The following is a 23,461-nucleotide window of genomic DNA, read 5'->3' as shown; positions in this document are numbered from 1 at the left end:
TTCAGCCTGCCAGGCATGGATGTCGCGGACAGGGAGGGCCGAGGCGCTCCGCCACGGGCGGGAGCGCGCGGAGCGCGTCGTCGTGACCACGTGTCGAACCTATCGCGCGACCGACCGGGATGACAGCGACGTGACGAGGCGCGTCGGCCGGCTCACCGCTTCCGGTCTACTCGGCACGGAAGAGGCGCATCGAAGTGCCGGGCAGCGCGACGGTGTCGCCCGGCGCGAAGGTCGGCATGAGCTCGGAGGGCGTCTCGTCGGCGCTCGACCACAGCGAGACGTAGCTCGTCACTCCCTCCACGTCGGGAAGTGTGACCGTGGTCGGACGCTCGGTGCCGTGGACCATGAGGAGCACGCGGTTGAACCCCTCGAACTCCGGTGTGGACGCCGCCACGTACTGAAGCGTGCGGTGCGCGGGATCGGTCCACCGCTCGAGCGACATGGTCTCACCGCGCTCGTCGTACCACTCCATGACGGATGCCGAAGGCGTGCGTTCGCCGAGGCGCGCGAAGCGGCCGGGGCGCAGGGCCGGGTTCTCTCGCCGCAGCCGCAGCAGATGCCGCACGTGCGCGTACAGGTCGCGTTGCCAGGGGGCGTGCTCCCACGACAGCCAGGTGAGGACCGAGTCGTGGCAGTACGCGTTGTTGTTGCCGCGCTGCGTGCGTGCGAACTCGTCGCCCGCGGTCAGCATCGGCACGCCGGCCGACAGCAGCAGCGTGCCGAGGAGATTGCGCATCGCCTTGCGTCGCGTGGCGAGGATCCCCAGATCGTCGGTCGGCCCTTCGGCGCCGTGGTTGAAGGAGCGGTTCGTGTCGGCGCCGTCGCGGTTGTGCTCGCCGTTGCCGAAGTTGTGCTTGACGTCGTACGAGACGAGATCGCGCAGTGTGAAACCGTCGTGCGCCGTCACGAAGTTGACGCCGGCGAGCGGGCCGCGCTCGTCGGCGAACGTGTTCGCCGACCCGGCGAGCCGGTTGGCGAAGCCGCCGATGCCGACGGGCGAGGTCGAGGCGCGCCGCGCGTAGTCGACGTCGCTCAGCCAGAAGTTGCGGACGCGGTCGCGGTAGCGGTCGTTCCACTCGCTCCAGCCGTCTCCGAAGTTTCCGGTCTGCCAGCCGCCCATGCCGACGTCCCAGGGCTCTGCGATCTTCTTGACACCGGCCAGTGCGGGGTCGTCCACGATGGCGCGCAGCAGCGGGTGCTCCGGGGTGAAGGCGTGCGTCTCGTCGCGGCCGAGCGTCGCGGCGAGATCGAACCGGAACCCGTCGACCTGCACGTCGTTCGCCCAGTACCGCAGCGAGTCGAGCACCAGGCGGGCCGCGGCATCCGTCGAGGTGTCCAGCGAATTGCCGCACCCCGTGACGTCGATGTAGACCCCGTCGTCCTGCTGGCGGTAGTACGCGCGGTTGTCGATGCCGCGCAGGCTCGAGCGCGGGCCGCCGATGCCCTCTTCCGCCGTGTGGTTGTAGACGACGTCGAGGATCACCTCGAGCCCGGCCTCGTGGAGGAGCCGGACCATCCCCTTGAATTCGCGGAGGACCGCCTCGGGTCCCTGGCGGCGGGCCTCCTCGGTGGCGTACGCGCCGTGGGGCGCGAAGAAGCCGAGGGAGTTGTAGCCCCAGTAGTTCGCGAGACCGTGCTGGAGCAGCCGCGGCTCGGTCGCGAACGCGTGGACCGGCAGGAGCTCGATGCTCGTCACGCCGAGGTCCAGGAAATGCTGCACCATCGCGGGGTGAGCGAGCCCGGCATACGTGCCGCGCAGGCTCCCCGGAACATCGGGATGCCGCTTCGACAGGCCCTTGAGGTGGCCCTCGTACAGGACGGTGCGGTCCATCGGGACAGCGGGCTTGGATACGCCGCCCCAGTCGAACGATCCCTCGACGACGGCCGACCGCCAGCCGTCGTAGCCGGTGCGCTCGAGGCCGCGGGCGTACGGGTCGAGCAGGAGCGTGCCCCGGTTGAACGTGTTGCCGGCTCCCTGGGGGCCGTCGACGCGGATCGCGTACCGTGTGCCCGGCCGCAGCAGCGGGGTCGAGATCTCCCACACGCCACCGCCGATCGGGGCGAGGGGCTCGGTCGCCGTGATCCAGTCGAGGTCGGTGTCGTCGAAGACGACGAGGTCGACGGCATCCGCTGCGCCCGACCACACCCGCAGGCGGCCGCCGTCGGGGAGCAGAACGACGCCCAGCCCATCGAGCTGCGGGCTGAGCAGCCCCGCGGCTGGGGGCGAGAGGACGGACTCCGGGCTGACCATGCGGACTACCATAACCATGGTCCGAGTCGGACTTGTTACGAGACCCGGTTCCGCGGTCCACGGGACTCGGAAGCACCTGCCGGGCAAGGCGATCGTGAAGGAGGCCGAGCGGTCATGAGCGACGTGCAGATCTATCTCGACCACGCCGCGACCGCACCGCTGCGTCCGGAGGCGCGCGACGCATGGCTCGATGCCGCTGCCGCGGTCGGCAACGCCTCGTCGATCCATGGCGCGGGCCAGCGCGCACGCCGCGTGCTCGAGGAGGCGCGCGAGCGCCTGGCAGCGGTGATCGAGGCCGACCCGATCGAGATCGTCTTCACATCCGGCGGCACCGAGGCCGTGAACCTGGCGGTCAAGGGCCTGTGGTGGGCGCGTCCGGCCGATGCGGATGCCGTCGTGCTGCCGGACGGCGAACACCATGCCACTCTCGACGCGGTCGAATGGCTCGAGGCGCAGGGCGCACGCCTGCGGCACGTCGGCATCGACGCCACCGCCCGCATCCGACTCGCCGAGTTCTCCGCGGCGCTGCCGGGGGCCGCGGTCGCCACGGCCATCGTCGCCAACAACGAGGCGGGGTCGATCAACGACGCCGCGGCGCTGTCCGCCGCGGCCGCTGAGGCCGGCGTGCCGCTGCACCTCGATGCGGTCGCCGCGTTCGGGCACGTGCCAGTGTCCTTCCGCGGCTGGCGCGGCGACGCACAGGGTCGCGCCGGGCTCGCGGCCCTCAGCGTCTCGGCTCACAAGATCGGCGGGCCGACGGGCGTCGGAGCGCTGGTGGTCGCCCGCGGCGCCGAACTGGCGCCGCTGCAGCACGGCGGCAGTCAGCAGCGGCGCCTGCGCGCCGGCACCCAGGACGTGGCCGGTGCGGCGGCCTTCGCCGTGGCTGCCGAAGCCGCGCGGGACGAGCGGGAAGCCGAGGCGGTGCGCCTCGGAGCGTTGCGGGATCGGCTCGTGAGCGGCATCCGTCGCAGCATCCCGGACGCCGAGATGCTCGGCCATCCCGTCGACAGGATCCCCGGCAATGCCCACGTGCTGTTCCCCGGCGCGTCGGGGGAGACCCTGCTGTTCCTGCTCGACCTCGCCGGGATCGCGGTATCCACGGGATCCGCGTGTCAGGCGGGAGTTCCCGAGCCGTCGCACGTCGTGCTCGCGATGGGGCGGACGGATGCCGAGGCGCGCCAGGTGCTGCGGTTCACGCTCGGCCGCACCACTGTCGACGGCGACATCGACGCGGTGCTCGCCGCCCTTCCCGGTGTCGTCGAGCGGGCGCGCGCGGCATCCGGGTCCCGGTCAGCTCCGGGTTCGTAGACTGGACCCATGCGAATCCTTGCGGCCATGAGCGGCGGAGTGGACTCCGCTGTCGCGGCCGCCCGTGCCGTCGAGGCGGGGCACGAGGTCGTCGGCGTGCACCTGGCGCTCTCGCGCGCCGGCGGAACGCTGCGCACCGGCAGCCGCGGATGCTGCACCATCGAGGACGCCATGGATGCGCGGCGCGCGGCCGATCGGCTCGGCATCCCGTTCTACGTGTGGGACTTCTCCGAGCGCTTCCGCGACGACGTCATCGACGACTTCGTGGCCGAGTACCGCGCCGGCCGGACGCCCAATCCGTGCATGCGGTGCAACGAGAAGATCAAGTTCGCCGCCCTGCTCGAGCGGGCGCTGGAGCTGGGATTCGACGCGGTGTGCACCGGTCACTACGCCACGCTCGTCGACGGGCCCGAAGGCCTCGAGCTGCACCGGGCCTCGGATGCGGCGAAGGACCAGTCCTACGTGCTCGGCGTGCTGAACGCGCAGCAGCTCGCCCACACCTACTTCCCGCTCGGGGCGACGCCGTCCAAGGCGCTCGTGCGGGCGGAGGCCGAGGAGCGCGGCCTCACCGTCGCGCACAAGCCCGACAGCCACGACATCTGCTTCATCCCGGACGGCGACACGCGCGGCTGGCTCGCCGACAAGGTGGGCGCCGAGCGCGGCGACATCCTGGATCGCACGGGGGCCGTCGTCGGTTCGCACGAAGGGGCTCACGCGTTCACGGTCGGCCAGCGCAGGGGCCTGCAGCTCGGCGTGCCCGCACCCGACGGCAAGCCGCGGTTCGTCCTCGAGGTGCGCCCGGTCTCCAACACGGTGGTCGTCGGCCCCAAGGAGGCCCTCGCGACCGCGGAGATCGCCGGTGAGCGCTTCTCCTGGGCCGGGCGTCCACAGGAGGCGGGCGACTTCGCCTGCCATGTGCAGATCCGCGCGCACGCCGATCCGGTGCCCGCGACCGCAACGCTGGCGGCCGGGCTGCTGACGGTGGTCCCCGAGACGCCCTTCGACGGCGTCGCCCCGGGGCAGACCGCGGTGCTGTACGACGGCACGCGGGTGATCGGCCAGTTCACCATCGACCGCACCGTGTCGGCGGTCCCCGCAGACGCATGAACGCACGCGGCGGCGGAGGCCGCCGGCCGGCCTTGTGCTGCCCGTCGAGCCTGCGTGCTGTCGGAGCCCGCTCCTAGACTGGCGTGGTGATGGATGACCTCGGTACGCCAGCCACCGCGCCGCTCGACGCGCCGACCGCCCTCGCCGCCGATGGGGGGCTGGCCGCCGATGCAGGTCTCGACGCCTCCCGAGCCGAGGCCGAGGCTCTGACCGAGCGCATCCTCGGCGCGCGCGACGCCTACTACGGCCGCAACGCCGAGCTCGTCGACGACGCGACGTACGACGGCTGGATGCACCGGCTCGAGGAGCTCGAGCGGCTCCATCCCGAGCTGCAGAGTCAGGACTCGCCGACGCAGACGGTCGGCGCGGCCGAGAGCTCGATGTTCGCGCCCGTCGAGCACGCCGAGCGGATGCTGAGCCTCGACAACGTGTTCAGCCTCGACGAGCTGCGGGAGTGGTGTCTCAAGGCCGAGGCGTCGGCCGGCCGGCGGGTGCGCTGGCTCACCGAGCTCAAGATCGACGGACTCGCGATCAGCCTGCGCTACGAGCGTGGCGTGCTGACCTCCGCCGCCACCCGCGGCGACGGCCGGATCGGCGAGGACGTGACGGTGAACGCCATCCGCGTCGCCGGCATCCCGCAGCGACTGGACGGCAGCGGGCACCCCGAGATCGTGGAGGTCCGGGGCGAGGTGTTCATCCCGGTCGCCGCGTTCGCACAGCTCAACGCTCTTCAGGCCGCCATGCGCGATCGCGCGGTCGACGAGACCCGTGCGCGCAGCCGCGCGTTCGACGAGGCTAAGGCCCGGCTGAGCGCCGAGCGGCGGTTCCCCTCGTTCGCGAACCCGCGGAACGCGGCCTCGGGAGGCCTGCGTCAGCAGCTCGACAAGAAGGACGGCCTCGAGCGCGAGGCGGGGCAGGCACGTCTGGATTCCCTCCGGCTGTTCGTCCACGGCATCGGCGCGTGGAGCCGGCCCCCGGTCGACTCCCAGAGCGAGATCTACGCGCTGCTCGCGGACTGGGGACTGCCGACGAGCCCGTACTTCCGCACCGCCGACGACATCGACGGCGTGCTGGACTTCGTCGCCCACTACGGCGAGCACCGTCATGACGTCGAGCACGAGATCGACGGCGTCGTCGTGAAGGTCGACGAGCTGGCGCTGCACGATGAGCTGGGCGCGACGAGTCGTGCTCCGCGGTGGGCGATCGCGTACAAGTACCCGCCGGAGCAGGTCAACACCAAGCTGCTCGACATCGTCGTCTCCGTCGGCCGCACCGGACGCGCGACGCCTTTCGCGGTCATGGCGCCCGCGCGCGTCGCGGGGTCCGTGGTGCGGCAGGCGACCCTGCACAATCAGGACGTCGTCCGCGCGAAGGGCGTGCTGATCGGCGACACCGTGGTGCTCCGCAAGGCGGGCGACGTCATCCCCGAGATCCTCGGTCCCGTCGTCGAGCTGCGCGACGGCACCGAGCGCGAGTTCGTGATGCCCGAGGTGTGCCCCGAGTGCGGCTCGCGACTGGCGCCGGCCAAGGAGGGCGACATCGATCTGCGCTGCCCGAACACGCGCGCCTGCCCGGCACAGGTGCGCGGCCGCGTCGAGCACATCGGCTCGCGAGGCGCGCTCGACATCGAGGCGCTGGGAGAGGTCACGGCGGCGGCGCTGACCCAGCCGTCGGTCCCGGACGTGCCGCCGCTCGAGACCGAGGCGACCCTGTTCGAGCTCACCGTCGAGCAGCTCGTGCCGATCGAGGTGGTCGTCCGCGACGCCGAGACCGGGGAACCGCGCATCGACGAGAAGAGCGGCGCCGTCGTGCGGCGCTCGCCCTTCCGCCGCAACCCGACGCAGGCCGAGAAGAAGGCCGGGCTCACCGGTGCCCAGCCTTCGGCGCAGGCGCTGACGCTCATCGATCAGCTCGAGCGAGCGAAGACCAAGGAGCTGTGGCGGTTCCTGGTCGCCCTGAACATCCGGCACGTCGGTCCCGTCGCAGCCCGTGCTCTTGCGCAGTGGTTCGGCTCGGTCGAGGCGATCCGCACCGCGTCGCGCGACGAGCTCGCGGGGGTCGAGGGCGTCGGCGGCATCATCGCCGACTCGCTCCTCGACTGGTTCGAGGTCGACTGGCACCGCGAGATCGTCGAGCGCTGGGCGGCAGCGGGCGCCCAGCTGGCCACACCGGGACACCCCGGCCCGGGCGCCGCGACCGATGCCGGGGGAGTGCTCGACGGGATCACGGTCGTCGCGACCGGATCACTCGAGGGCTACAGTCGCGAGGGGGCCCAGGAGGCCATCCTCAAGGCCGGCGGCAAGGCGGCCTCGAGCGTGTCGAAGAAGACCGACTTCGTCGCCGCAGGCCCGGGAGCGGGATCCAAGCTCGCGAAGGCGGAGGAGCTCGGCATCCGGATCCTCGACGCCGCGCAGTTCCACGTCCTGGTCACGCAGGGACCCGAGGCGCTCGACGGGGCCTCCACCGACGCCGGCTGACCCGTGCGGTCGCGGCGCGCGACTGGGATGATGGCGGCATGGCGCAGTGGCTGTACCGCATCGCTCCTTCACGGCCCGCGATGGTGAGCGATCCGACCGCCGACGAGCAGCGGATCGTCGGGGATCACTTCGCGTACCTCGTCGCGTTGCGCGATCGCGGCATCCTGATCCTCGCAGGGAGGACGCAAGAGGCGGAAGGCACGTTCGGCATCACCATCTTCGAGGCTGACGACGAAGCGGCGGCGCGCGAGATCATGCACGCCGACCCCGCCGTCGCGGCAGGCGTGTTCCTCGCGACGGTGCACCCGTACCGGATCGCGGTGGCCCGCGACGGACTGGACGAGTGAGCGTCAGGCTCCCGCGTTCAAGGTGAGGAGGCGGTCGCGGACCTGCCTGCGCAGCACCTTGCCGATGAGGGACTTCGGAAGCTCATCGACGACGTAGATCCTGCGGGGCACCTTGTACGGCGTCAGGATGCCGCGGGCGAACTCGCGCACGGCCTCGACATCGATCTCCTCACCCTGCCCGACGACGATCGCGGCGACGACCTCCTCGCCCGAGCGGTCGCTGGGCAGGCCGACGACCGCCGCGTCCTCGACCTGCGGATGCTGGCGCAGAGCGTTCTCGACCTCGGTCGGCGCGACGTTGAAGCCGCCCGTGATGATGAGCTCCTTGATCCGGTCGACGATGCGCACGAATCCCGCCTCGTCGATGGTGACGATATCGCCCGTGCGGAACCAGCCGTCGGTGAAGACCGCCTCCGTCTCCTCGGGTTTGCCGTAGTATCCGCCGAAGACCTGCGGGCCGCGCACGACGAGCTCGCCCCGCTCGCCCGCGGGCACGTCCTGCGTCGGGTCGTCGGGATCCACGACTCGGCACTCGGTGCCGGGCAGCGGCAGCCCGACCGTGCCGGGCACGCGATTGTCGGCGACCGGGTTCGCCATGAGCACCGGCGAGCACTCGCTCAGCCCGTATCCCTCGACGAGGAAGCCGCCGGAAGCCGCTTCGAACGGCACGACGAGTTCGTGCGGCAGGGCCATCGCCCCGGAGATCGCGACCTCTGTGCCGGCGAGCGACACTCCCTTCTCGCGCGCGGCCTTGAGCAGCCGATCTGCGATGGGCGGCACCAGCGGCAGGAAGGTCGCGGGATGCTTCTTGGTGACCTCCAGCACCATGTCGGGGTCGAAGCGGGGGAACAGCACCAGCCGCGCGCCCATCGACATCGCGAACGTGAGGCACAGCGTGAGCCCGTAGGCATGGAACATCGGCAGCACGGCGTAGACCACGCAGCCGTCGCCGCGCACGATCGACGGGACCCATGCCCGCGCCTGCGCGGCGTTGGCGAGCAGATTGCGGTGCGTCAGCGCCGCGCCCTTGGGTGTGCCCGTGGTTCCGCTCGTGTACTGGATGAGGGCCAGGTCATCCGTCCCGGGGCGCGGGTGGGATGCCGGCAGCGGGGCGCTGCCCACGACCTGCTCCCACGCGACCGTGCCCGACACGCGCGCGCTCAGCGCCTCCCTCGACTCGCGCGCCTTCGCGACGGGCAGCCGGAGCGCGACCCGCGTGCCGAACGGCATGGCCTTGATCACGTCGACGGAGACGAGGCTGGTCACGGCCAGGTCCGCGGGGAACTCCTGCACACTGGCCACGACCTTGGTCCACACGATCGCGTGCTTCGCACCATGATCCTCGAACTGCTTGCGGAGCTCACGCGGCGTGTACAGCGGGTTGTGCTCGATGACGACCGCCCCGAGTCGCAGGATCGCGTAGAACGCGACGATGTGCTGCGGGCAGTTCGGCAGGACGATCGCGACGGGGTCGCCCGCCTTCACGCCGAGCTCTCGGAGCCCCGCGGCCGCGCGCTCGATCTGCTCGTGCAGCGAGCGGTAGGACGTCTCGCGCCCGAAGAACTGCAGGGCAGCGGCATCCGGATAGTCGCGCGCCGACGCGTCGACGATGTCGACGAGGGAGCCTGTCACGGGCGCGAGGTCCTCCGGAACGCCTTCGGCGTAGCTGGCGATCCAGGGGCGCGGCGGGTCGTAGGTCGTCACGCGATCAGCCTACGCCGGGGCCGCCGTGGGCCAGGGGCGCGGCCCCGGTAGGCTGGAGGGGTGTCTGAAATCACCCCCGATCTCGTGCGCCATCTCGGTGTGCTCGCCCGGATCCAGCTGAGCGACGAGGAGGTCGAGCGCCTGACCGGTCAGCTCGACGCGATCGTCGACAACATCGCCAAGGTCTCCGAGGTCGCCACACCCGACGTCGCCGCCACCAGCCACCCGATCCCGCTCGAGAACGTGTTCCGGCAGGACGTTCCGGGAGACCTGCTGACGCCCGCGCAGGTGCTGCAGAACGCGCCCGATGCCGCAGACGGCCGGTTCCGCGTGACAGCCATCCTCGGCGAAGAGCAGTAAGGGGCCCCACTGTGACCGATCTCACGAAGCTGAGCGCCGCCGCGCTCGCAGACAAGCTCGCCGCCCGCGAGGTGTCCAGCGTCGAGGCGACGCAGGCGCACCTCGACCGCATCGCGGCGGTGGATGCCGACGTCCACGCCTTCCTCCACGTCAACGAGCACGCGCTCGACGCGGCGGCCGACATCGACCGCCGCCGTGCGGCCGGTGAGGATCTCGGCCCGCTCGCCGGCGTGCCGCTCGCCATCAAGGACGTCCTGGTGACGACGGACATGCCGTCGACGAGCGGCTCGAAGATCCTCGAGGGATACATGTCGCCCTACGACGCGACCGTCGTCGCGCGCTCCCGCGCAGCCGGCCTCGTCTCGCTCGGCAAGACCAACATGGACGAGTTCGCCATGGGATCGTCGACCGAGCACTCGGCGTACGGTCCGACCCGCAACCCGTGGGATCTCACCCGCATCCCCGGCGGCTCGGGCGGCGGTTCGGCGGCCGCGGTCGCCGCGTTCGAGGCGCCCCTCGCGCTCGGATCCGACACCGGCGGCTCGATCCGCCAGCCCGCGCACGTGACCGGGACGGTGGGCATCAAGCCCACCTACGGCGGCGTCAGCCGCTACGGCGCGATCGCTCTCGCCTCGAGCCTCGACCAGGTCGGTCCCGTGACCAGGACCGTGCTCGACGCCGGGCTGCTGCACGACGTGATCGGCGGACACGACCCGCACGACTCGACCTCGCTCGCCCACGACTGGCCGTCGTTCGCCGGCGCCGCCCGCGAGGGCGTCACCGGTCAGGTGCTCAAGGGCCTCAAGGTGGGCGTGATCCGCGAGCTGCCCGACAGCGGCTTCCAGGCCGGCGTGTCGGAGTCGTTCCGCGCCGCGCTGGCGGCGATGGAGGCACAGGGCGCCGAGATCGTCGAGATCAGCGCACCGCACTTCGAGTACGGTGTCGCGGCGTACTACCTGATCCTCCCGGCGGAGGCATCCAGCAACCTCGCGAAGTTCGACTCCGTGCGCTTCGGCCTGCGTGTCGACGTGCCGGGCGGCACCGTCGAGGACGTCATGGCGAAGACCCGCGACGCCGGCTTCGGCGACGAGGTGAAGCGCCGCATCATCCTGGGCACCTACGCGCTGTCGGCGGGGTACTACGACGCCTATTACGGTTCGGCTCAGAAGGTGCGCACCCTCATCCAGCGCGATTTCGCCGAGGCGTTCGCGCAGGTCGACGTCATCGCGACGCCGTCGGCGCCGACCACGGCGTTCCGGCTGGGGGAGAAGATCGACGACCCGCTGCAGATGTACCTCAACGACGTGACGACGATCCCGGCGAACCTCGCCGGTGTCCCGGGCATCTCGATCCCTTCGGGGCTCGCATCCGAGGACGGTCTTCCCGTCGGCATCCAGTTCCTCGCGCCGGCGCACGAGGACGCGCGGCTGTACCGCGTGGGTGCGGCGCTCGAAGCCCTGCTCGTCGACTCGTGGGGCGGACCGCTCCTGGACAGGGCGCCGGTGCTCGGCGCGAACGGAGGCGTCCGCTGATGGCGAAGGACAAGCTGATGGACTTCGACAAGGCGCTCGAGCTGTTCGAGCCGGTGCTCGGGTTCGAGGTGCACGTCGAGCTGAACACCGAGACCAAGATGTTCTCGGCGGCAGCGAACCCCGCGAACTCCGCGAACCACAGCGCCGAGCCGAACACGCTCGTGGCACCGGTCGACATGGGCCTACCGGGCGCGCTCCCGGTGGTCAACGAGACCGCGGTGCGCTACTCGATCAGCCTGGGTCTCGCACTCGGCTGCTCGATCGCCCCGTCGAGCCGGTTCGCCCGGAAGAACTACTTCTATCCCGACCTCGGCAAGAACTACCAGATCTCGCAGTACGACGAGCCGATCGCCTTCGAAGGATCCGTCGACATCGAGCTCGCCGACGGCGAGATCATCACGGTGCCCATCGAGCGTGCGCACATGGAAGAGGACGCCGGCAAGCTGACGCACGTCGGCGGCTCCACCGGCCGCATCCAGGGCGCTGAGTACTCGCTCGTCGACTACAACCGTGCGGGTGTCCCGCTCGTCGAGATCGTCACCAAGCCGATCTTCGGGGCGGAGCACCGTGCCCCCGAGATCGCGAAGGCCTACGTCGCGACGATCCGCGACATCGTGATCTCGCTGGGCATCTCGGAGGCGCGCATGGAGCGCGGCAACCTCCGCTGTGACGCGAACGTCTCATTGCGCCCCCGCGGCCAGGAGAAGCTCGGCACGCGCACCGAGACGAAGAACGTCAACTCGATGCGGTCGGTGGAGCGCGCCGTGCGCTACGAGATCCAGCGCCAGGCCGCGATCCTCGCGGCGGGCGGCACGATCACCCAGGAGACCCGGCACTGGCACGAGGACACCGGCACCACGTCGCCCGGTCGTCCGAAGTCGGATGCCGATGATTACCGCTACTTCCCGGAGCCCGACCTGCTTCCGGTCGCGCCTCCGGTCGAGCTGATCGAAGAGCTCCGCGCGGCGCTTCCCGAGCCGCCTGCCGCACGCCGTCGTCGTCTGAAGACCGAGTGGGGCTTCACCGACCTCGAGTTCCAGGACGCGGCGAACAGCGGCATCCTGCCCGAGATCGAGGCGACTGTCGCAGCCGGCGCGTCGCCGGCGACCGCTCGCAAGTGGTGGACCGGCGAGATCGCCCGCATCGCCAAGGTGCAGGGACGTGAGGCGTCCGAGCTGGCGACTCCCGCCGACGTCGCTGCGCTCCAGGCGCTCGTCGATGCCGGCACGCTCACCGACAAGCTCGCGCGCCAGGTGCTCGAGGGCGTCATCGCCGGCGAGGGCTCCCCGCAGGAGGTCGTCGATGCCCGCGGGCTCGCCGTGGTCTCGGACGACGGCGCCCTCATCGCAGCGATCGACGAGGCGCTCGCCTCGCAGCCCGACGTGCTCGCGAAGATCCGCGACGGCAAGGTGCAGGCGGCGGGGGCGGTCATCGGCGCCGTCATGAAGGCGATGAAGGGACAGGCGGATGCCGCACGCGTGCGTGAGCTCGTCCTCGAACGTGCGAGTGCGACCGGCTCGTAGGCGCTGATCCGGGTGCATGCACCTGATCGGACCTGAGAGGGCGGACCCGGGCGGGTCCGCCCTCTCGTGTCGATGTCGGCGGCTGCTGCGAGAATGGACGACATGGGGCGTGGTGACGGATCCGGGCGTCTCGTCTCGCCCGAGAACGCTGACGACACCGGCGCCGGCATCCTGCATGTCGACATGGATGCGTTCTACGCGTCGGTCGAGCAACTCGACGACCCTTCGCTGCGGGGCAAGGCGATCATCATCGGCGCCCCCGAGAGCCGGTCCGTCGTGTCCAGCGCCTCGTACGAGGCGCGTCGCTTCGGCGTGCGATCGGCGATGCCGGTCGGCCAGGCGCTCCGGCTGTGCCCGACGGCGATCGTCGTCCCTCCCCATTTCGAGCGGTACGTCGAGATGTCGTCGCAGGTGATGCGGATCTTCCGCGACGTCACGCCGCTCGTCGAGCCGCTGTCGATCGACGAGGCGTTCCTCGACGTGCGCGGGGCGCGCCGACTGTGGGGGAGCCCCGGGCGGATCGCGCACATGCTCCGCCAGCGAGTGCTCGATGAGACGGGGCTCACCTGCAGCATCGGAGCCGCCGCGACGAAGCACGTCGCGAAGATGGCCTCCACCATCAGCAAGCCCGACGGGCTCCTCATCATCGCGGAGGCCGACACGGCGGCGTTCCTCGCCCCGAGGTCGGTGCGCGCGCTGTGGGGCGTCGGTCCGAAGGCCTCGGAGGCGCTCGAGAACCGTGGCATCCGCACCATCGCCGACGTGCTCGAGGCACCTCGCGATCTCCTCGATCGTGCGCTGGGCCCCGCGATGGGCGACCGCGTGTGGCATTTGGCGCGAGGCATCGATGCCCGCGAGGTGGACACCCGCCGCGTCGAGAAGAGCGTGGGCCACGAGGAGACGTTCCACGACGACATCGCAGACACGGCGATCCTGCGCTCCGAGCTGCGCCGTCTGGCCGACCGGGTGGGCGCGCGGCTGCGTGGCAACGGCTGGGAGGCGTCGACCGTGGCGATCAAGGTGCGCTTCGCCGACTTCACGACGATCTCCCGCTCCCAGACGCTCATGGAGCCGACGGCCGTGGGCCAGCGGATCGGGGACGCCGCCCTCGAGCTCTTCGGCTCGCTCGAGCGCGCGCTCCCCGTGCGGCTGATCGGCGTTCGCGCGGAGAAGCTGCGCGCCTCCGGCGCCGCCGCGCCGACGCTGTGGGACGACGACGAGGGATGGCGGCGCATCGAGGATGCTCTCGACGGGGCGACGGCGAAGTTCGGCCGTGGTGCCGTCACACGCGCCACGCTGCTCGGCACGCGCGGCGGCGGCACCATCCCGACGAGTCCGCCCGCGCCGCGCCTGGACCAGGGCTGACGCCGCCGAAATCGGTTCGGCACGCCGAGACTGCCTGTGTTGTCGCAGCGGGTGTGCCGGGACGCCTGGGCCCGCTACCGTTGACCCATGCCCAACATCGCACTCGAACTCGGCAAGCAGTCCGCCTCTTTCGGCGTGAAGAGCGCATACGGGGAGCAGCAGGACGTCGACGGCGTCCGCATCATCCCGGTCGCACTGACGTGGTCCGGCTTCGGCGGCGGCTCCGACGAGGCCGGCAACGGCGGCGGCGGAGGGGGCGGCTGGGCGATCCCCGTCGGCGCCTACATCCGCCGTGGGGATGACCTTCGCTTCGAGCCGAACCTCATCGCGCTGCTGGCCGTCGCGGTCCCGTTCGTCTTCTTCGCCGGCCGCGCGCTCAGCCGTGTCATCCGCACCATCAAGAAGTAGCACGGACGCGGTCGGCAACTCGCTCGCGATCGCGGTCGACCGGATCAACGAGGCGATCGCGGCGGTATCGGCATCCAATCCCGTCGTCCTCATCGACGGTCGCAGCGGTGCCGGCAAGTCCTCATTGGCACGCGCGCTCGTCGCGCGGTGGCCGCTGCGAGGGCGTGTGCAGGTCGTCGCGCTCGATTCGCTGTACCCGGGCTGGGACGGTCTGGACGACGGCGTCGAGCTGGCGCGGGAGCTGATCCTGACACCCCATGCGCGAGGTCTCTTGGGCGTCTGGCAGCGCTGGGACTGGACCGTCGGAGAGCCGGCTGAGGCGCACGCGGTCGATCCGTCGCTGCCGCTCATCGTCGAGGGTGCTGGACTGCTGACGCCGGCGACAGCACGGCTCGGTGACGTGCGGGTGTGGCTCGAATCGCCCGCGGCGTCACGCAAGCAGCGTGCGCTCGCCCGCGACGGCGACGCCTACCGTCCGCACTGGGATCGCTGGGCGCGCCAGGAGCAGCGGCACGTCGCACGCGATGATCCCATGCGCCTGGCCACCCTCGTCTTCCCCGTGCCCTGAGGCCGGTCAGTCAGCCGTCGGTGTCGAGGGCGTTGACGAGGCCGTCCAGCCGGTAGCCGATCCAGTCGTAGATGCCGAAGCGCGGATCGGTGGCGTCGTGATCGTCCTCGTCCACCACTCCGAGACGCGTGGCGAGGACCAGCCGGACCGCCGCGAGAGTGCGCAGCCACGCGCGTGCCGTGGCAGCTTCGAGCCGGATCTCGACCTGTTCGAGCAGCGCCGGGTCTTCGGGATCCTCGGGGATCGTCGCCGCCTCCTGGAGCGACGCGAGGACGTCGGATGCGTCGGCGGCGCGCCGGTCGAGCAGATCGGACTGCGTGAGTGCGCGGAATTCCCTGGCGGCGTCGTCATCGTCGGAGTAGGCGGAGGGCACGAGCCGCTCGAGAGCGGGATCGCCGTCCTCGGGAGCGGAATCACGCAGCAGCTCGGCGAACTGACCCACCAGGCCGGCGAGATGCGCGGCCTCCAGACGGGTGATCTCGATCACCACGACACGATCGCTCATGCGGGCTCCTGCCGAACGGTCGCCCACAGGCCGTAGTCGTGCATCGCCTGAGCGTGCAGCTCCATCTGCTCCCGCGGCCCCTGCGCGACGACCGCGTGGCCCTCGTTGTGCACGGCGAGCATGAGGCGCTCCGCCTCGGCGCGCGCGAGCCCGAAGTACTCGCGGAAGACGTGTGTGACATAGCTCATCAGGTTGACCGGGTCGTCCCAGACGACGGTCTGCCAGGGGCGCGCCGGGTCGACGTGGGCTGCGAGATCGACGTCGTGATCGGTGGAGGGGAGGGCGACGGGTGTCATCACGCCCACCCCAGCTCGTGCAGACGGTCGTCGTCGATCCCGTAGAAGTGGGCTATCTCGTGCACGAGAGTCGTGTGCACCTCATCACGCAGCTCGTCCTCGTCGTCGCAGACTGCCAGATGCGGCTCGCGGTAGACGATGATGCGGTCCGGCAGCTCGCCGACTCCGTACCGCTCTCGCTCGGTCAGCGCCCAGCCGTCGTAGAGCCCGAGCAGATCGAGGCTGCCGTCCTCGGGGCGGTCCTCGACGACGAAGACGACGTTGTCGAGGCCCTCCACCATGTCGTCGGGGAGTGCATCCAGCTCATCGGTCACGAGTAGCTCGAAGGTCGCGGCATCCATCTCCATCATGATGCCCCGCCTCGACGCGAATGGGGCGCGGATACGCGCCCCATTCGACCGGAATCGGGGTGAGTAACGGGACTCGAACCCGCGACATCCGGCACCACAAGCCAGCGCTCTACCAACTGAGCTATACCCACCATGTCTCCCGCCTGAGCGGGCAACCAGACGATTCTCTCACACCTCTGGGGCAAACGACGACACGACGGCAGCGGCTGCGGCGCGCGCGCCGTCGCTCGTCGGACCGGGCTCGGGAACGAAGACCGCCTGGCGGTAATACGCGAGTTCTCGGATGGATTCGAGGATGTCGGCGAGCGCCCTGTGGCCGCCGTCCTTCGCCGGAGCGTGGATGTACGCGCGGGGGTACCACCGCCGCGCGAGCTCCTTGATGCTCGACACGTCGACGTTCCGGTAGTGCAGCCAGCGGTCGACGCGCGGCATGTACTTGGCGAGGAACATGCGGTCGGTGCCGATGGTGTTCCCCGCCAGCGGCGCCCTTCCCTCGAGCGGGACGAAGCGCTGGATGTACTCCAGAACCTGGAACTCGGCATCCGCCAGGCTCACGCCGTGCGGGATCTCGTCCAGCAGCCCCGACGAACGATGCATGTTCGTCACGAATTCGTTCATGTTCGCCATCGCCGAATCGTCCGGCTTGATCACGACGTCGAAGCCCGCATCGAGCGGTCGCAGCTCGAAATCGGTGACGACGACGGCGATCTCCACCAGTTCGTCGACGCCGAGATCGAGCCCGGTCATCTCGCAGTCGATCCACACCAGACGGTCGTTCTCGGATGCACCCACCATGTGCTCCATCCTTATCGCATGTCCAGACATCCCACGGGCCCGGACCCGAGTTCCGGCTCCCACGCCGGACCCGTTGCCCCTCCGGGAGGATTCGAACCCCCGACCTTGCGGGTAGAAACCGCTCGCTCTGTCCCCTGAGCTACGGAGGGAAAGGTATTTCCACACTACCGGGTCGCACCACGCCGTCGCGGACGCTGGTGGATCGAGCCGCCTCGGCGTAGCGTCGGCATCGGAGGCATCGAAAGGAGTTCACAATGAGCACCACAGAGACGCACCACCCGCTCTGGGTCGCCTACGGCGCATCAGGTGTGGCCGGCAGCATCCGCAAGGACGACGACGGCTACACGGTGACGATGGCCGGGGCCGATCACTCGGCGGGCACATATCCGACCATGGAGATCGCGAAGAGCGCGCTGCATTCGCGGATGGCCCCGGGAAGCGACTGGCCGCTGTTCCGCGAGCACTGAGCACGGTTCTCGGAGCACCGTCCCGCTCCGGCTCGCGAGGGTCAGGCGGCTTGCTCCGCCACCGCCGCGGGGCGCCGGCCGGTGTCGAGCAGGGGCAGTGCGAGGTGCACGAGCGGGCCGATCAGCACGGCGAAGAGCACCGTCCCGATGCCGACTGTGCCGCCGAGCAGCCAGCCGATGAGCAGAACGGACAGCTCCACGAGCGCGCGGCAGAGCCAGATCGGCCAGCCCAGTCGCGCGTTCATGCCGGTCATGAGCCCATCGCGCGGGCCCGGACCGAAACGGGCACCGATGTAGAGACCTGAGGCGATCGCGACGAGCAGGATGCCGCCCAGCAGCGTCGCGAGTTGCGCGGCGAATCCGGTCACGGGCGGGACGACGCCGATCACGAGCTGCATGCTGGTGCCCACGAGCAGGATGTTCGCGACGGTTCCGATACCGGGCTTCTGGCGCAGCGGGATCCACAGCAGCAGCACGAAGAAGCCCACGATGTTGGTGATCCAGCCGATGCCGACCCCCGTTCGCACCGACAGCCCCTGCGCGAACACGGTCCACGGGTCGACGCCCAGTCCCGCCTGCACGGTGAGGGCGCAGCCTGCTCCGTAGAGGAACAGGCCGACGAGCAGCTGGAGGACGCGGCGGGGCATGGCTCCATCCAATCTCATGATTGGCATGTGTCATGCAGTCCAATGTGACTACGCTGGCCCCATGGATTCTCGGGTCTCAGCGCGCGCCCTGGCGGCATCTCTCGGCGGATGGCGCACGAGAGAGCCCGCGTACGAGGCGTTGGCAGACGGCATCCGCCTGCTGTGCCTCGACAACCGGCTCGCGCCGCGCACGGCGCTTCCTGCCGAACGGGAGTTGGCGAGTGCGCTCCATGTCAGTCGCAGCACCGTCGCGGCCGCGTATCGCAGTCTCCGCGACACCGCCCACATAGCCAGCCTGCGGGGATCGGGCAGCGTCACCCTGCCCCTCGGACGCCGCGATCCGGGCCGCGTCGACGCGGTGGACGGCATGATCGATCTGCAGCAGGCCAGCCCACCCGCGTGGCCCGGGCTGGCGGGCATCATGGCGGAGACAGCGGCGAGCGCCTCGTCCCTGGTGTCGCGCGTCGGATACGACGTGCTCGGACGTATCGAGCTCCGCGAGGCCATCGCACGCCGCTACACGGACCGCGGCGTACCGACGCACCCGGATGAAGTGCTGGTGACGACGGGTGCGCAGAGCGCGATCCATCTCGTCTCGTCGGTGCTCATCGGGCGGGGCGATCGGGTGCTCGTGGAGACGCCGACCTATCCGCACGCGGCGGACGCGATCCGACGCGGAGGCGCGCGGCTCGTCGGGATCCCGGTGACGACGGGTGACGGATGGGACGTCGACCGCGCAGAGCAGGCGTTCGCGCGCACGCTCCCCGTCATGGCCTACCTCATGCCCGACTTCCAGAATCCGACCGGGCGCAGCATGACCACCCAGGAACGGCAGGCGATGCTCGTCGCGGGCGAGCGCTCGGGCTCCGTGCTGGTGCTCGACGAGACGACGGCCGATCTCGACATCGATCGCGGGCCTCTGATGCCGGGATTCGAGCCTTCGGAGCCCGGGACGGTCGTGCGCCTGGGATCGCTCGGCAAGACGGTGTGGGGCGGGCTGCGGCTCGGCTGGGTGCGCGCCGACGGCGAGCTCATCCGCAGGCTCGTGGCGGCGCGGCCGGCGCACGATCTGGGGACGCCGGAGTTCGAGCAGGCGATCGCGACCCGCCTCCTGAGCCGCTTCGACGAGATCGTGACGCAGCGCTCGCAGCTGCTGCGATCCGGGCGCGACGCGCTCGTGGCCGCGCTGCACGCGGCCGTGCCGTCGTGGGACATCCCCGCCGTCCACGGGGGAGTGTCGCTGTGGATCGAACTCGGTGCGCCGCTCAGCTCGGCACTGGTCATGCAGGCACGCTCCCGCGGCCTGCTCCTCAGCGCCGGGCCGCGATTCTCGGTCGAGGGTGGCCATGAACGTCACCTGCGGGTGCCCTTCACCGCCCCGCCGGACGAGATGGTGCGCGCCTCGCACGTGCTCGCCGAGGCATGGGGTTCAGTGCGGGCCGGCGCCCCGTCGTCGATCGCGGAGGGAGCCGACGCGGTCGTCTGAGCAGCCCCCGCCGTACGGACTGCTCATCGCGCGAATCGCAGGCACTCCACCGCGTCGTCGGCGCTCCAGAAGTCCCCGAGGTCTCGAAACGCGTGGGAGGGCGCGTGAAAGCGGCGTGCTCGGAACCGGCTGCCGCCCGGATGCGGAACCTCCTGCAGGTGGCCGATGACCACGCCCGCGTGATCCAGCACGCGCCAGAGTGCGGGTGCGGCAGCGACGAGATGCACGCGCGGGTTCGAAGAGAGACGAGGTGCGAGGGATGATCCAGCTTCGATGACGGTCGACATGATTCCTCCTTCGACTCGAACATATCTACGGGTTCCGACATTCCTGGCGCCACCGGATTCCGGCGATTCCTCCCCAGACGCCCGCCGGCGCGGGCTCTCCCCAGATCGTCGCTCGCTCGTGCTGCGCGCCGACGCGCCCGACCAGGCTGGAACCACCGCCGGCGTCTTCGGGCACGGGGCGCCGGCGGTACCCAAGCGGGGAGATTCCCCGGCCTGAGAGACGGGATACGAGATGAGCGACAGAGGCGACACGATCACGATCACCGGGAATGTGGCCACACCACCTGAGCTGAAGCGGACGCCGGCGGGTGTGGTGATCACGACGTTCCGCGTCGCGAGGACCCTGAGGCGCTACGACCGTGATACCGGCGTGTGGTCGGACGTGGGCACGAACTTCTATACGGTGTCGGCGTACCGCACGCTCGCGGAGCACGCCCACCACTCGCTCCACAAGGGCGACCGAGTCATCCTGACCGGCCACCTGCGCGTGCGCGACTGGGACAACGGCACCCGCAAGGGGACGGCGGTGGAGATCGATGCCGATGCGATCGGCCACGATCTCCGGTGGGGGACGACCACATTCGTGAAGAACTCGCGGGGCGCGACGATCGATGCCGCACGCGGCCCGGCGCAGGGGGCGGAGGAGGACGCGTGGGCGGCGCCCGGCGTCGACTCCGCTTCGTCGGGCACCGAGGGGCAGGACGCGCATCCTGCGCTCGTCGGGGCAGGATCCGCTTCCCCTTCGGCGGCCGACGGCGACGAGACACCCTTCTGACGCGTTCAGCCTGCGCGAGGCGGGCGGCCCTAAACTCTCCCCGTGGCCCGAGACCTCCCGCCCCGCGCTCGCTTCGAAGCCCGGCACCGTCCCGTCGCAGCGGCGATCGCGGCGACGCTGCTCGCCGCGGCACTGACGGCATGCGCCCCGGACGCCGTTCCCGACCCGTCGTCGTCGTCGCCGACCGTCACCGCGACGACAGCTCAGCCCAGCCCGAGTCCGACGCCGACGAGCCCGCCCGAGCCGACGTTCGTGGTGGACGGTGCGGCGGCCGACAACCTGCCGCTGTTCTCGTCGGTGACGGCCGCCGTCTGGGCGTCCGAGGGCCGAGTGGCCGGACGCGCCTACGTGGACGCACTTGCGGCCGCCGGCTTCGACAAGGCGGCGATGCAGGTGACCGACGACGAGACGACGGTGGGCAACCCCGCCGAGAGCATTCAGTTCGCGGTGCGGTGGGGCGACGAATGCCTCGTCGGTCAGGTGGGCCCGGCGACCGGAGACCCGGTCACGGTGGTGGTGCCGGTTCTCGCAGAAGGAACCTGCCTCGTCGGCCAGACACGACCCATCGACTGGTGACGCCCGCCCTCGGGGAGGACGCACCGGACGGCGACGATCCGGCGTCCGCGGGTTCGGACCGGGAGTCCGCCCGCCGAGAGGCCGGTAGGCTGGGACGCTGACGTCTGAAGTCCGAGGAGAGCAGAAACCCGCATGGCTGAGTACATCTACTCCATGGTCCGCGCCCGTAAGGCCGTCGGCGACAAGCTGATCCTGGATGACGTCACGATGGCGTTCCTTCCCGGCGCGAAGATCGGCATGGTCGGTCCGAACGGCGCCGGAAAGTCCACGATCCTCAAGATCATGGCCGGCCTCGACACGCCGTCGAACGGCGAGGCGAAGCTGAGCCCCGGCTTCAGCGTGGGCATCCTCATGCAGGAGCCCGAGCTCGATGAGACGAAGACCGTGCTGGAGAACATCCAGGACGGCATCGCGATCAAGGCGAAGGTCGACCGCTTCAACGAGATCTCCGGCCTGATGGCCGACCCCGATGCCGACTTCGATGCGCTCCTGGCCGAGATGGGCGTGCTGCAGGAGGAGATCGACGCCGCCGACGCGTGGGACCTCGACTCCCAGCTCGAGCAGGCGATGGATGCTCTGCGCACCCCCCCGGGTGACGCTGAGATCGGCCCCCTGTCGGGCGGCGAGAAGCGCCGCGTCGCGCTCACCAAGCTGCTGCTCCAGAAGCCCGACCTGCTGCTGCTCGACGAGCCCACCAACCACCTCGACGCCGAGAGCGTGCTGTGGCTGGAGCAGCACCTCCAGAAGTACCCCGGCGCCGTCATCGCGATCACCCACGATCGGTACTTCCTGGACAACGTCGCCGAGTGGATCGCCGAGGTCGACCGCGGCCGTCTGATCGGCTACGAGGGCAACTACTCGACGTACCTCGAGAAGAAGGGCGAGCGTCTCGCGATCCAGGGCAAGAAGGACGCGAAGCTCGCCAAGCGTCTCGCCGAGGAATTGGACTGGGTGCGCTCGAACGCGAAGGGGCGCCAGGCCAAGTCCAAGGCGCGCCTGGCGCGCTACGAGGAGATGGCGGCCGAGGCCGACCGCACGCGGAAGCTCGACTTCGAGGAGATCTCGATCCCGCCCGGGCCGCGCCTGGGCAGCATCGTCATCGAGGCGAAGAAGCTCCAGAAGGGCTTCGACGGCCGCTCGCTCATCGACGGGCTGAGCTTCAGCCTGCCGCCCAACGGCATCGTCGGCGTCATCGGCCCGAACGGCGTGGGAAAGACGACCCTGTTCAAGACGATCGTCGGCCTCGAGCCGCTCGACGGCGGAGACCTCAAGATCGGCGAGACGGTCAAGATCAGCTACGTCGACCAGTCTCGCTCGAACATCGACCCCAGCAAGACGCTGTGGGAGGTCGTGTCGGACGGGCTCGACATCATCACGGTCGGCAAGACCGAGATCCCGTCCCGCGCCTACGTGTCGAAGTTCGGCTTCAAGGGTCCCGACCAGCAGAAGAAGGCCGGCGTGCTGTCGGGCGGTGAGCGCAACCGCCTGAACCTCGCCCTGACGCTCAAAGAGGGCGGAAACCTCCTGCTCCTCGACGAGCCGACCAACGACCTCGACGTCGAGACCCTGCAGTCGCTCGAGAACGCGCTGCTCGAGTTCCCCGGCTGCGCCGTGGTCATCACGCACGACAGGTGGTTCCTCGACCGCATCGCGACGCACATCCTCGCCTACGAGGGCACCGACGAGGACCCCGACAAGTGGTACTGGTTCGAGGGCAACTTCGAGGCGTACGAGGAGAACAAGATCGAGCGCCTGGGTGCGGATGCCGCGCGTCCGCACCGCACCGCCTACCGCAAGCTCACGCGTGACTGACACCCGCGACGCGGCGGCTGCGCTCGACGGAGGCGGCCGCCGCCTGCACATCCCCATCCATCTGCGGTGGGGCGACCTCGACGCGTTCAACCACGTCAACAACACCTCCATGCTGAAGCTCCTCGAAGAGGCGCGCGTGCGGGCGTTCTGGCTCCCGGAGCCGGGGGAGGACGCGCCCGACACCGCTGTGCTCGACTCCAGCATCTTCAGCGGCATGCTGACGCTCATCGCCCGCCAGGAGATCGAATACCTGGCGCCGGTGCCGTATCAGCGGCATCCGCTCGACGTGCAGATGTGGTTCGGCAAGCTCGGCGGCTCGAGCATCGAGGTCTGTTACGAGGTGCGAAGCCCCGTCGAGACGGGCGTCGATGGCCAGACCCTCTACGCGCGGGCCACGACGGTGATCGTGAAGGTGGACGCCGCTTCCGGCCGCCCCCTCCGGCTCAGTCCCGAGGAGCGGGCCGCCTGGCGGCCGTACATCGGCGAGCCGATCGTCTACGCCCACCGGCACTGAC

The 23,461-nt window shown here is 70.4% G+C and carries 24 protein-coding genes and 2 tRNA genes; 16 read left to right on the top strand and 10 right to left on the bottom strand.

Translation table 11 applies throughout. From position 1 onward, the window contains the following. Positions 1-166: 166 nt before the first annotated feature. Complete coding sequence (glgX, locus tag ACI3KX_RS03075; protein ID WP_363357241.1) at positions 167-2,251, bottom strand: glycogen debranching protein GlgX; 2,085 nt, start codon at positions 2,249-2,251, stop codon at positions 167-169. Positions 2,252-2,374: 123 nt separating this feature from the next. Between glgX and ACI3KX_RS03070 the strand changes: the two genes are divergently transcribed. From ACI3KX_RS03070 to ACI3KX_RS03055, 4 genes are all read left to right on the top strand, one after another. Next, positions 2,375-3,559, top strand: a complete 1,185-nt coding sequence (locus ACI3KX_RS03070; RefSeq protein WP_404907737.1) for a cysteine desulfurase family protein — start codon at positions 2,375-2,377, stop codon at positions 3,557-3,559. A 9-nt stretch (positions 3,560-3,568) separates the two neighbouring features. Then, the gene (gene mnmA / locus ACI3KX_RS03065; protein ID WP_404907646.1) at positions 3,569-4,666 is read left to right on the top strand and encodes a tRNA 2-thiouridine(34) synthase MnmA; all 1,098 of its coding nucleotides are present in this window, start codon (positions 3,569-3,571) and stop codon (positions 4,664-4,666) included. An 89-nt stretch (positions 4,667-4,755) separates the two neighbouring features. Continuing rightward, the gene (ligA, locus tag ACI3KX_RS03060; RefSeq protein WP_404907644.1) at positions 4,756-7,143 is read left to right on the top strand and encodes an NAD-dependent DNA ligase LigA; all 2,388 of its coding nucleotides are present in this window, start codon (positions 4,756-4,758) and stop codon (positions 7,141-7,143) included. Between the two features lie 38 nt (positions 7,144-7,181). Continuing rightward, a complete protein-coding gene (locus ACI3KX_RS03055) occupies positions 7,182-7,490 on the top strand; it encodes a YciI family protein (protein ID WP_404907642.1) in 309 nt (102 codons plus the stop codon). Between the two features lie 3 nt (positions 7,491-7,493). On the opposite strand, the gene ACI3KX_RS03050 is transcribed toward ACI3KX_RS03055, so the two are convergent. Beyond that, positions 7,494-9,194 (bottom strand): long-chain-fatty-acid--CoA ligase, encoded by a 1,701-nt coding sequence (locus tag ACI3KX_RS03050; RefSeq protein ID WP_404907640.1) that lies wholly within the window; start codon positions 9,192-9,194, stop codon positions 7,494-7,496. 60 nt (positions 9,195-9,254) lie between these two features. On the opposite strand from ACI3KX_RS03050, the gene gatC reads away from it, so the two are divergent. The 6 genes from gatC to ACI3KX_RS03020 all read left to right on the top strand — a co-directional run bounded on the left by gatC (position 9,255) and on the right by ACI3KX_RS03020 (position 14,950). Next, positions 9,255-9,554 (top strand): Asp-tRNA(Asn)/Glu-tRNA(Gln) amidotransferase subunit GatC, encoded by a 300-nt coding sequence (gene gatC / locus ACI3KX_RS03045; RefSeq protein ID WP_349427353.1) that lies wholly within the window; start codon positions 9,255-9,257, stop codon positions 9,552-9,554. Between the two features lie 11 nt (positions 9,555-9,565). Beyond that, on the top strand, positions 9,566-11,086 hold the full coding sequence (gatA, locus tag ACI3KX_RS03040) for an Asp-tRNA(Asn)/Glu-tRNA(Gln) amidotransferase subunit GatA (protein ID WP_404907638.1): 1,521 nt from the start codon (positions 9,566-9,568) through the stop codon (positions 11,084-11,086). Then, entirely contained in the window at positions 11,086-12,609 is a 1,524-nt protein-coding gene (gene gatB / locus ACI3KX_RS03035) for an Asp-tRNA(Asn)/Glu-tRNA(Gln) amidotransferase subunit GatB (RefSeq protein WP_363357246.1), read from the top strand. Before gatA ends, gatB begins: the two co-directional genes overlap by 1 nt. A gap of 102 nt (positions 12,610-12,711) precedes the next feature. Beyond that, positions 12,712-13,974 carry a DNA polymerase IV gene (locus ACI3KX_RS03030; protein ID WP_363357247.1) on the top strand — a complete coding sequence of 421 codons (1,263 nt, stop codon included), beginning with the start codon at positions 12,712-12,714 and terminating at the stop codon, positions 13,972-13,974. An 87-nt stretch (positions 13,975-14,061) separates the two neighbouring features. Then, entirely contained in the window at positions 14,062-14,382 is a 321-nt protein-coding gene (locus tag ACI3KX_RS03025) for a hypothetical protein (RefSeq protein WP_349427357.1), read from the top strand. Further along, complete coding sequence (locus ACI3KX_RS03020) at positions 14,357-14,950, top strand: hypothetical protein (RefSeq protein ID WP_349427358.1); 594 nt, start codon at positions 14,357-14,359, stop codon at positions 14,948-14,950. Before ACI3KX_RS03025 ends, ACI3KX_RS03020 begins: the two co-directional genes overlap by 26 nt. 10 nt (positions 14,951-14,960) lie before the next feature. On the opposite strand, the gene ACI3KX_RS03015 is transcribed toward ACI3KX_RS03020, so the two are convergent. The 6 genes from ACI3KX_RS03015 to ACI3KX_RS02990 form a co-directional block, all read right to left on the bottom strand. Further along, positions 14,961-15,455: a DUF2017 family protein gene (locus ACI3KX_RS03015; RefSeq protein ID WP_404907636.1), complete on the bottom strand. Its 495-nt coding sequence runs from the start codon at positions 15,453-15,455 to the stop codon at positions 14,961-14,963. Continuing rightward, positions 15,452-15,751, bottom strand: coding sequence for an ATP-dependent Clp protease adapter ClpS (clpS, locus tag ACI3KX_RS03010; RefSeq protein WP_349427360.1), 300 nt, complete (start codon positions 15,749-15,751; stop codon positions 15,452-15,454). Before clpS ends, ACI3KX_RS03015 begins: the two co-directional genes overlap by 4 nt. Continuing rightward, positions 15,751-16,101 (bottom strand): metallopeptidase family protein, encoded by a 351-nt coding sequence (locus ACI3KX_RS03005; RefSeq protein WP_349427361.1) that lies wholly within the window; start codon positions 16,099-16,101, stop codon positions 15,751-15,753. Before ACI3KX_RS03005 ends, clpS begins: the two co-directional genes overlap by 1 nt. Positions 16,102-16,159: 58 nt before the next feature. Continuing rightward, a tRNA-His gene (locus ACI3KX_RS03000) sits at positions 16,160-16,232 on the bottom strand. A 37-nt stretch (positions 16,233-16,269) separates the two neighbouring features. Continuing rightward, positions 16,270-16,896, bottom strand: coding sequence for an oligoribonuclease (orn, locus tag ACI3KX_RS02995; protein WP_308867063.1), 627 nt, complete (start codon positions 16,894-16,896; stop codon positions 16,270-16,272). Positions 16,897-16,972: 76 nt separating this feature from the next. Beyond that, a tRNA-Arg gene (locus tag ACI3KX_RS02990) sits at positions 16,973-17,045 on the bottom strand. A 105-nt stretch (positions 17,046-17,150) separates the two neighbouring features. Between ACI3KX_RS02990 and ACI3KX_RS02985 the strand changes: the two genes are divergently transcribed. Then, positions 17,151-17,363 carry a methyltransferase gene (locus ACI3KX_RS02985; protein WP_308867064.1) on the top strand — a complete coding sequence of 71 codons (213 nt, stop codon included), beginning with the start codon at positions 17,151-17,153 and terminating at the stop codon, positions 17,361-17,363. Between the two features lie 41 nt (positions 17,364-17,404). On the opposite strand, the gene ACI3KX_RS02980 is transcribed toward ACI3KX_RS02985, so the two are convergent. After that, positions 17,405-18,010: a YitT family protein gene (locus ACI3KX_RS02980; protein ID WP_404907634.1), complete on the bottom strand. Its 606-nt coding sequence runs from the start codon at positions 18,008-18,010 to the stop codon at positions 17,405-17,407. 61 nt (positions 18,011-18,071) lie between these two features. On the opposite strand from ACI3KX_RS02980, the gene ACI3KX_RS02975 reads away from it, so the two are divergent. Continuing rightward, entirely contained in the window at positions 18,072-19,496 is a 1,425-nt protein-coding gene (locus tag ACI3KX_RS02975; protein ID WP_404907632.1) for a PLP-dependent aminotransferase family protein, read from the top strand. A gap of 23 nt (positions 19,497-19,519) precedes the next feature. Here the strand turns inward: ACI3KX_RS02975 and ACI3KX_RS02970 are convergent, their stop codons facing one another. Continuing rightward, positions 19,520-19,783, bottom strand: coding sequence for a hypothetical protein (locus ACI3KX_RS02970; RefSeq protein WP_349427365.1), 264 nt, complete (start codon positions 19,781-19,783; stop codon positions 19,520-19,522). 232 nt (positions 19,784-20,015) lie between these two features. Here ACI3KX_RS02970 and ssb point away from each other — a divergent pair, with 232 nt between their 5' ends. The 4 genes from ssb (at position 20,016) to ACI3KX_RS02950 (ending at position 23,460) form a co-directional block, all read left to right on the top strand. Then, a complete protein-coding gene (gene ssb / locus ACI3KX_RS02965; protein ID WP_349427366.1) occupies positions 20,016-20,558 on the top strand; it encodes a single-stranded DNA-binding protein in 543 nt (180 codons plus the stop codon). A 42-nt stretch (positions 20,559-20,600) separates the two neighbouring features. Beyond that, positions 20,601-21,134 (top strand): DUF6993 domain-containing protein, encoded by a 534-nt coding sequence (locus ACI3KX_RS02960; RefSeq protein ID WP_404907631.1) that lies wholly within the window; start codon positions 20,601-20,603, stop codon positions 21,132-21,134. 132 nt (positions 21,135-21,266) lie between these two features. Continuing rightward, positions 21,267-22,946, top strand: a complete 1,680-nt coding sequence (gene ettA / locus ACI3KX_RS02955; protein WP_363357255.1) for an energy-dependent translational throttle protein EttA — start codon at positions 21,267-21,269, stop codon at positions 22,944-22,946. Then, positions 22,939-23,460, top strand: a complete 522-nt coding sequence (locus ACI3KX_RS02950) for an acyl-CoA thioesterase (RefSeq protein ID WP_404907629.1) — start codon at positions 22,939-22,941, stop codon at positions 23,458-23,460. Before ettA ends, ACI3KX_RS02950 begins: the two co-directional genes overlap by 8 nt. Position 23,461: the final 1 nt, after the last annotated feature.

The organism is Microbacterium sp. ZW CA_36 (assembly GCF_044987475.1).
Lineage (GTDB): Bacteria > Actinomycetota > Actinomycetes > Actinomycetales > Microbacteriaceae > Microbacterium.
Note: the sequence above shows the minus strand (reverse complement) of the source record. Positions and strands in the feature narration are given on the sequence as shown.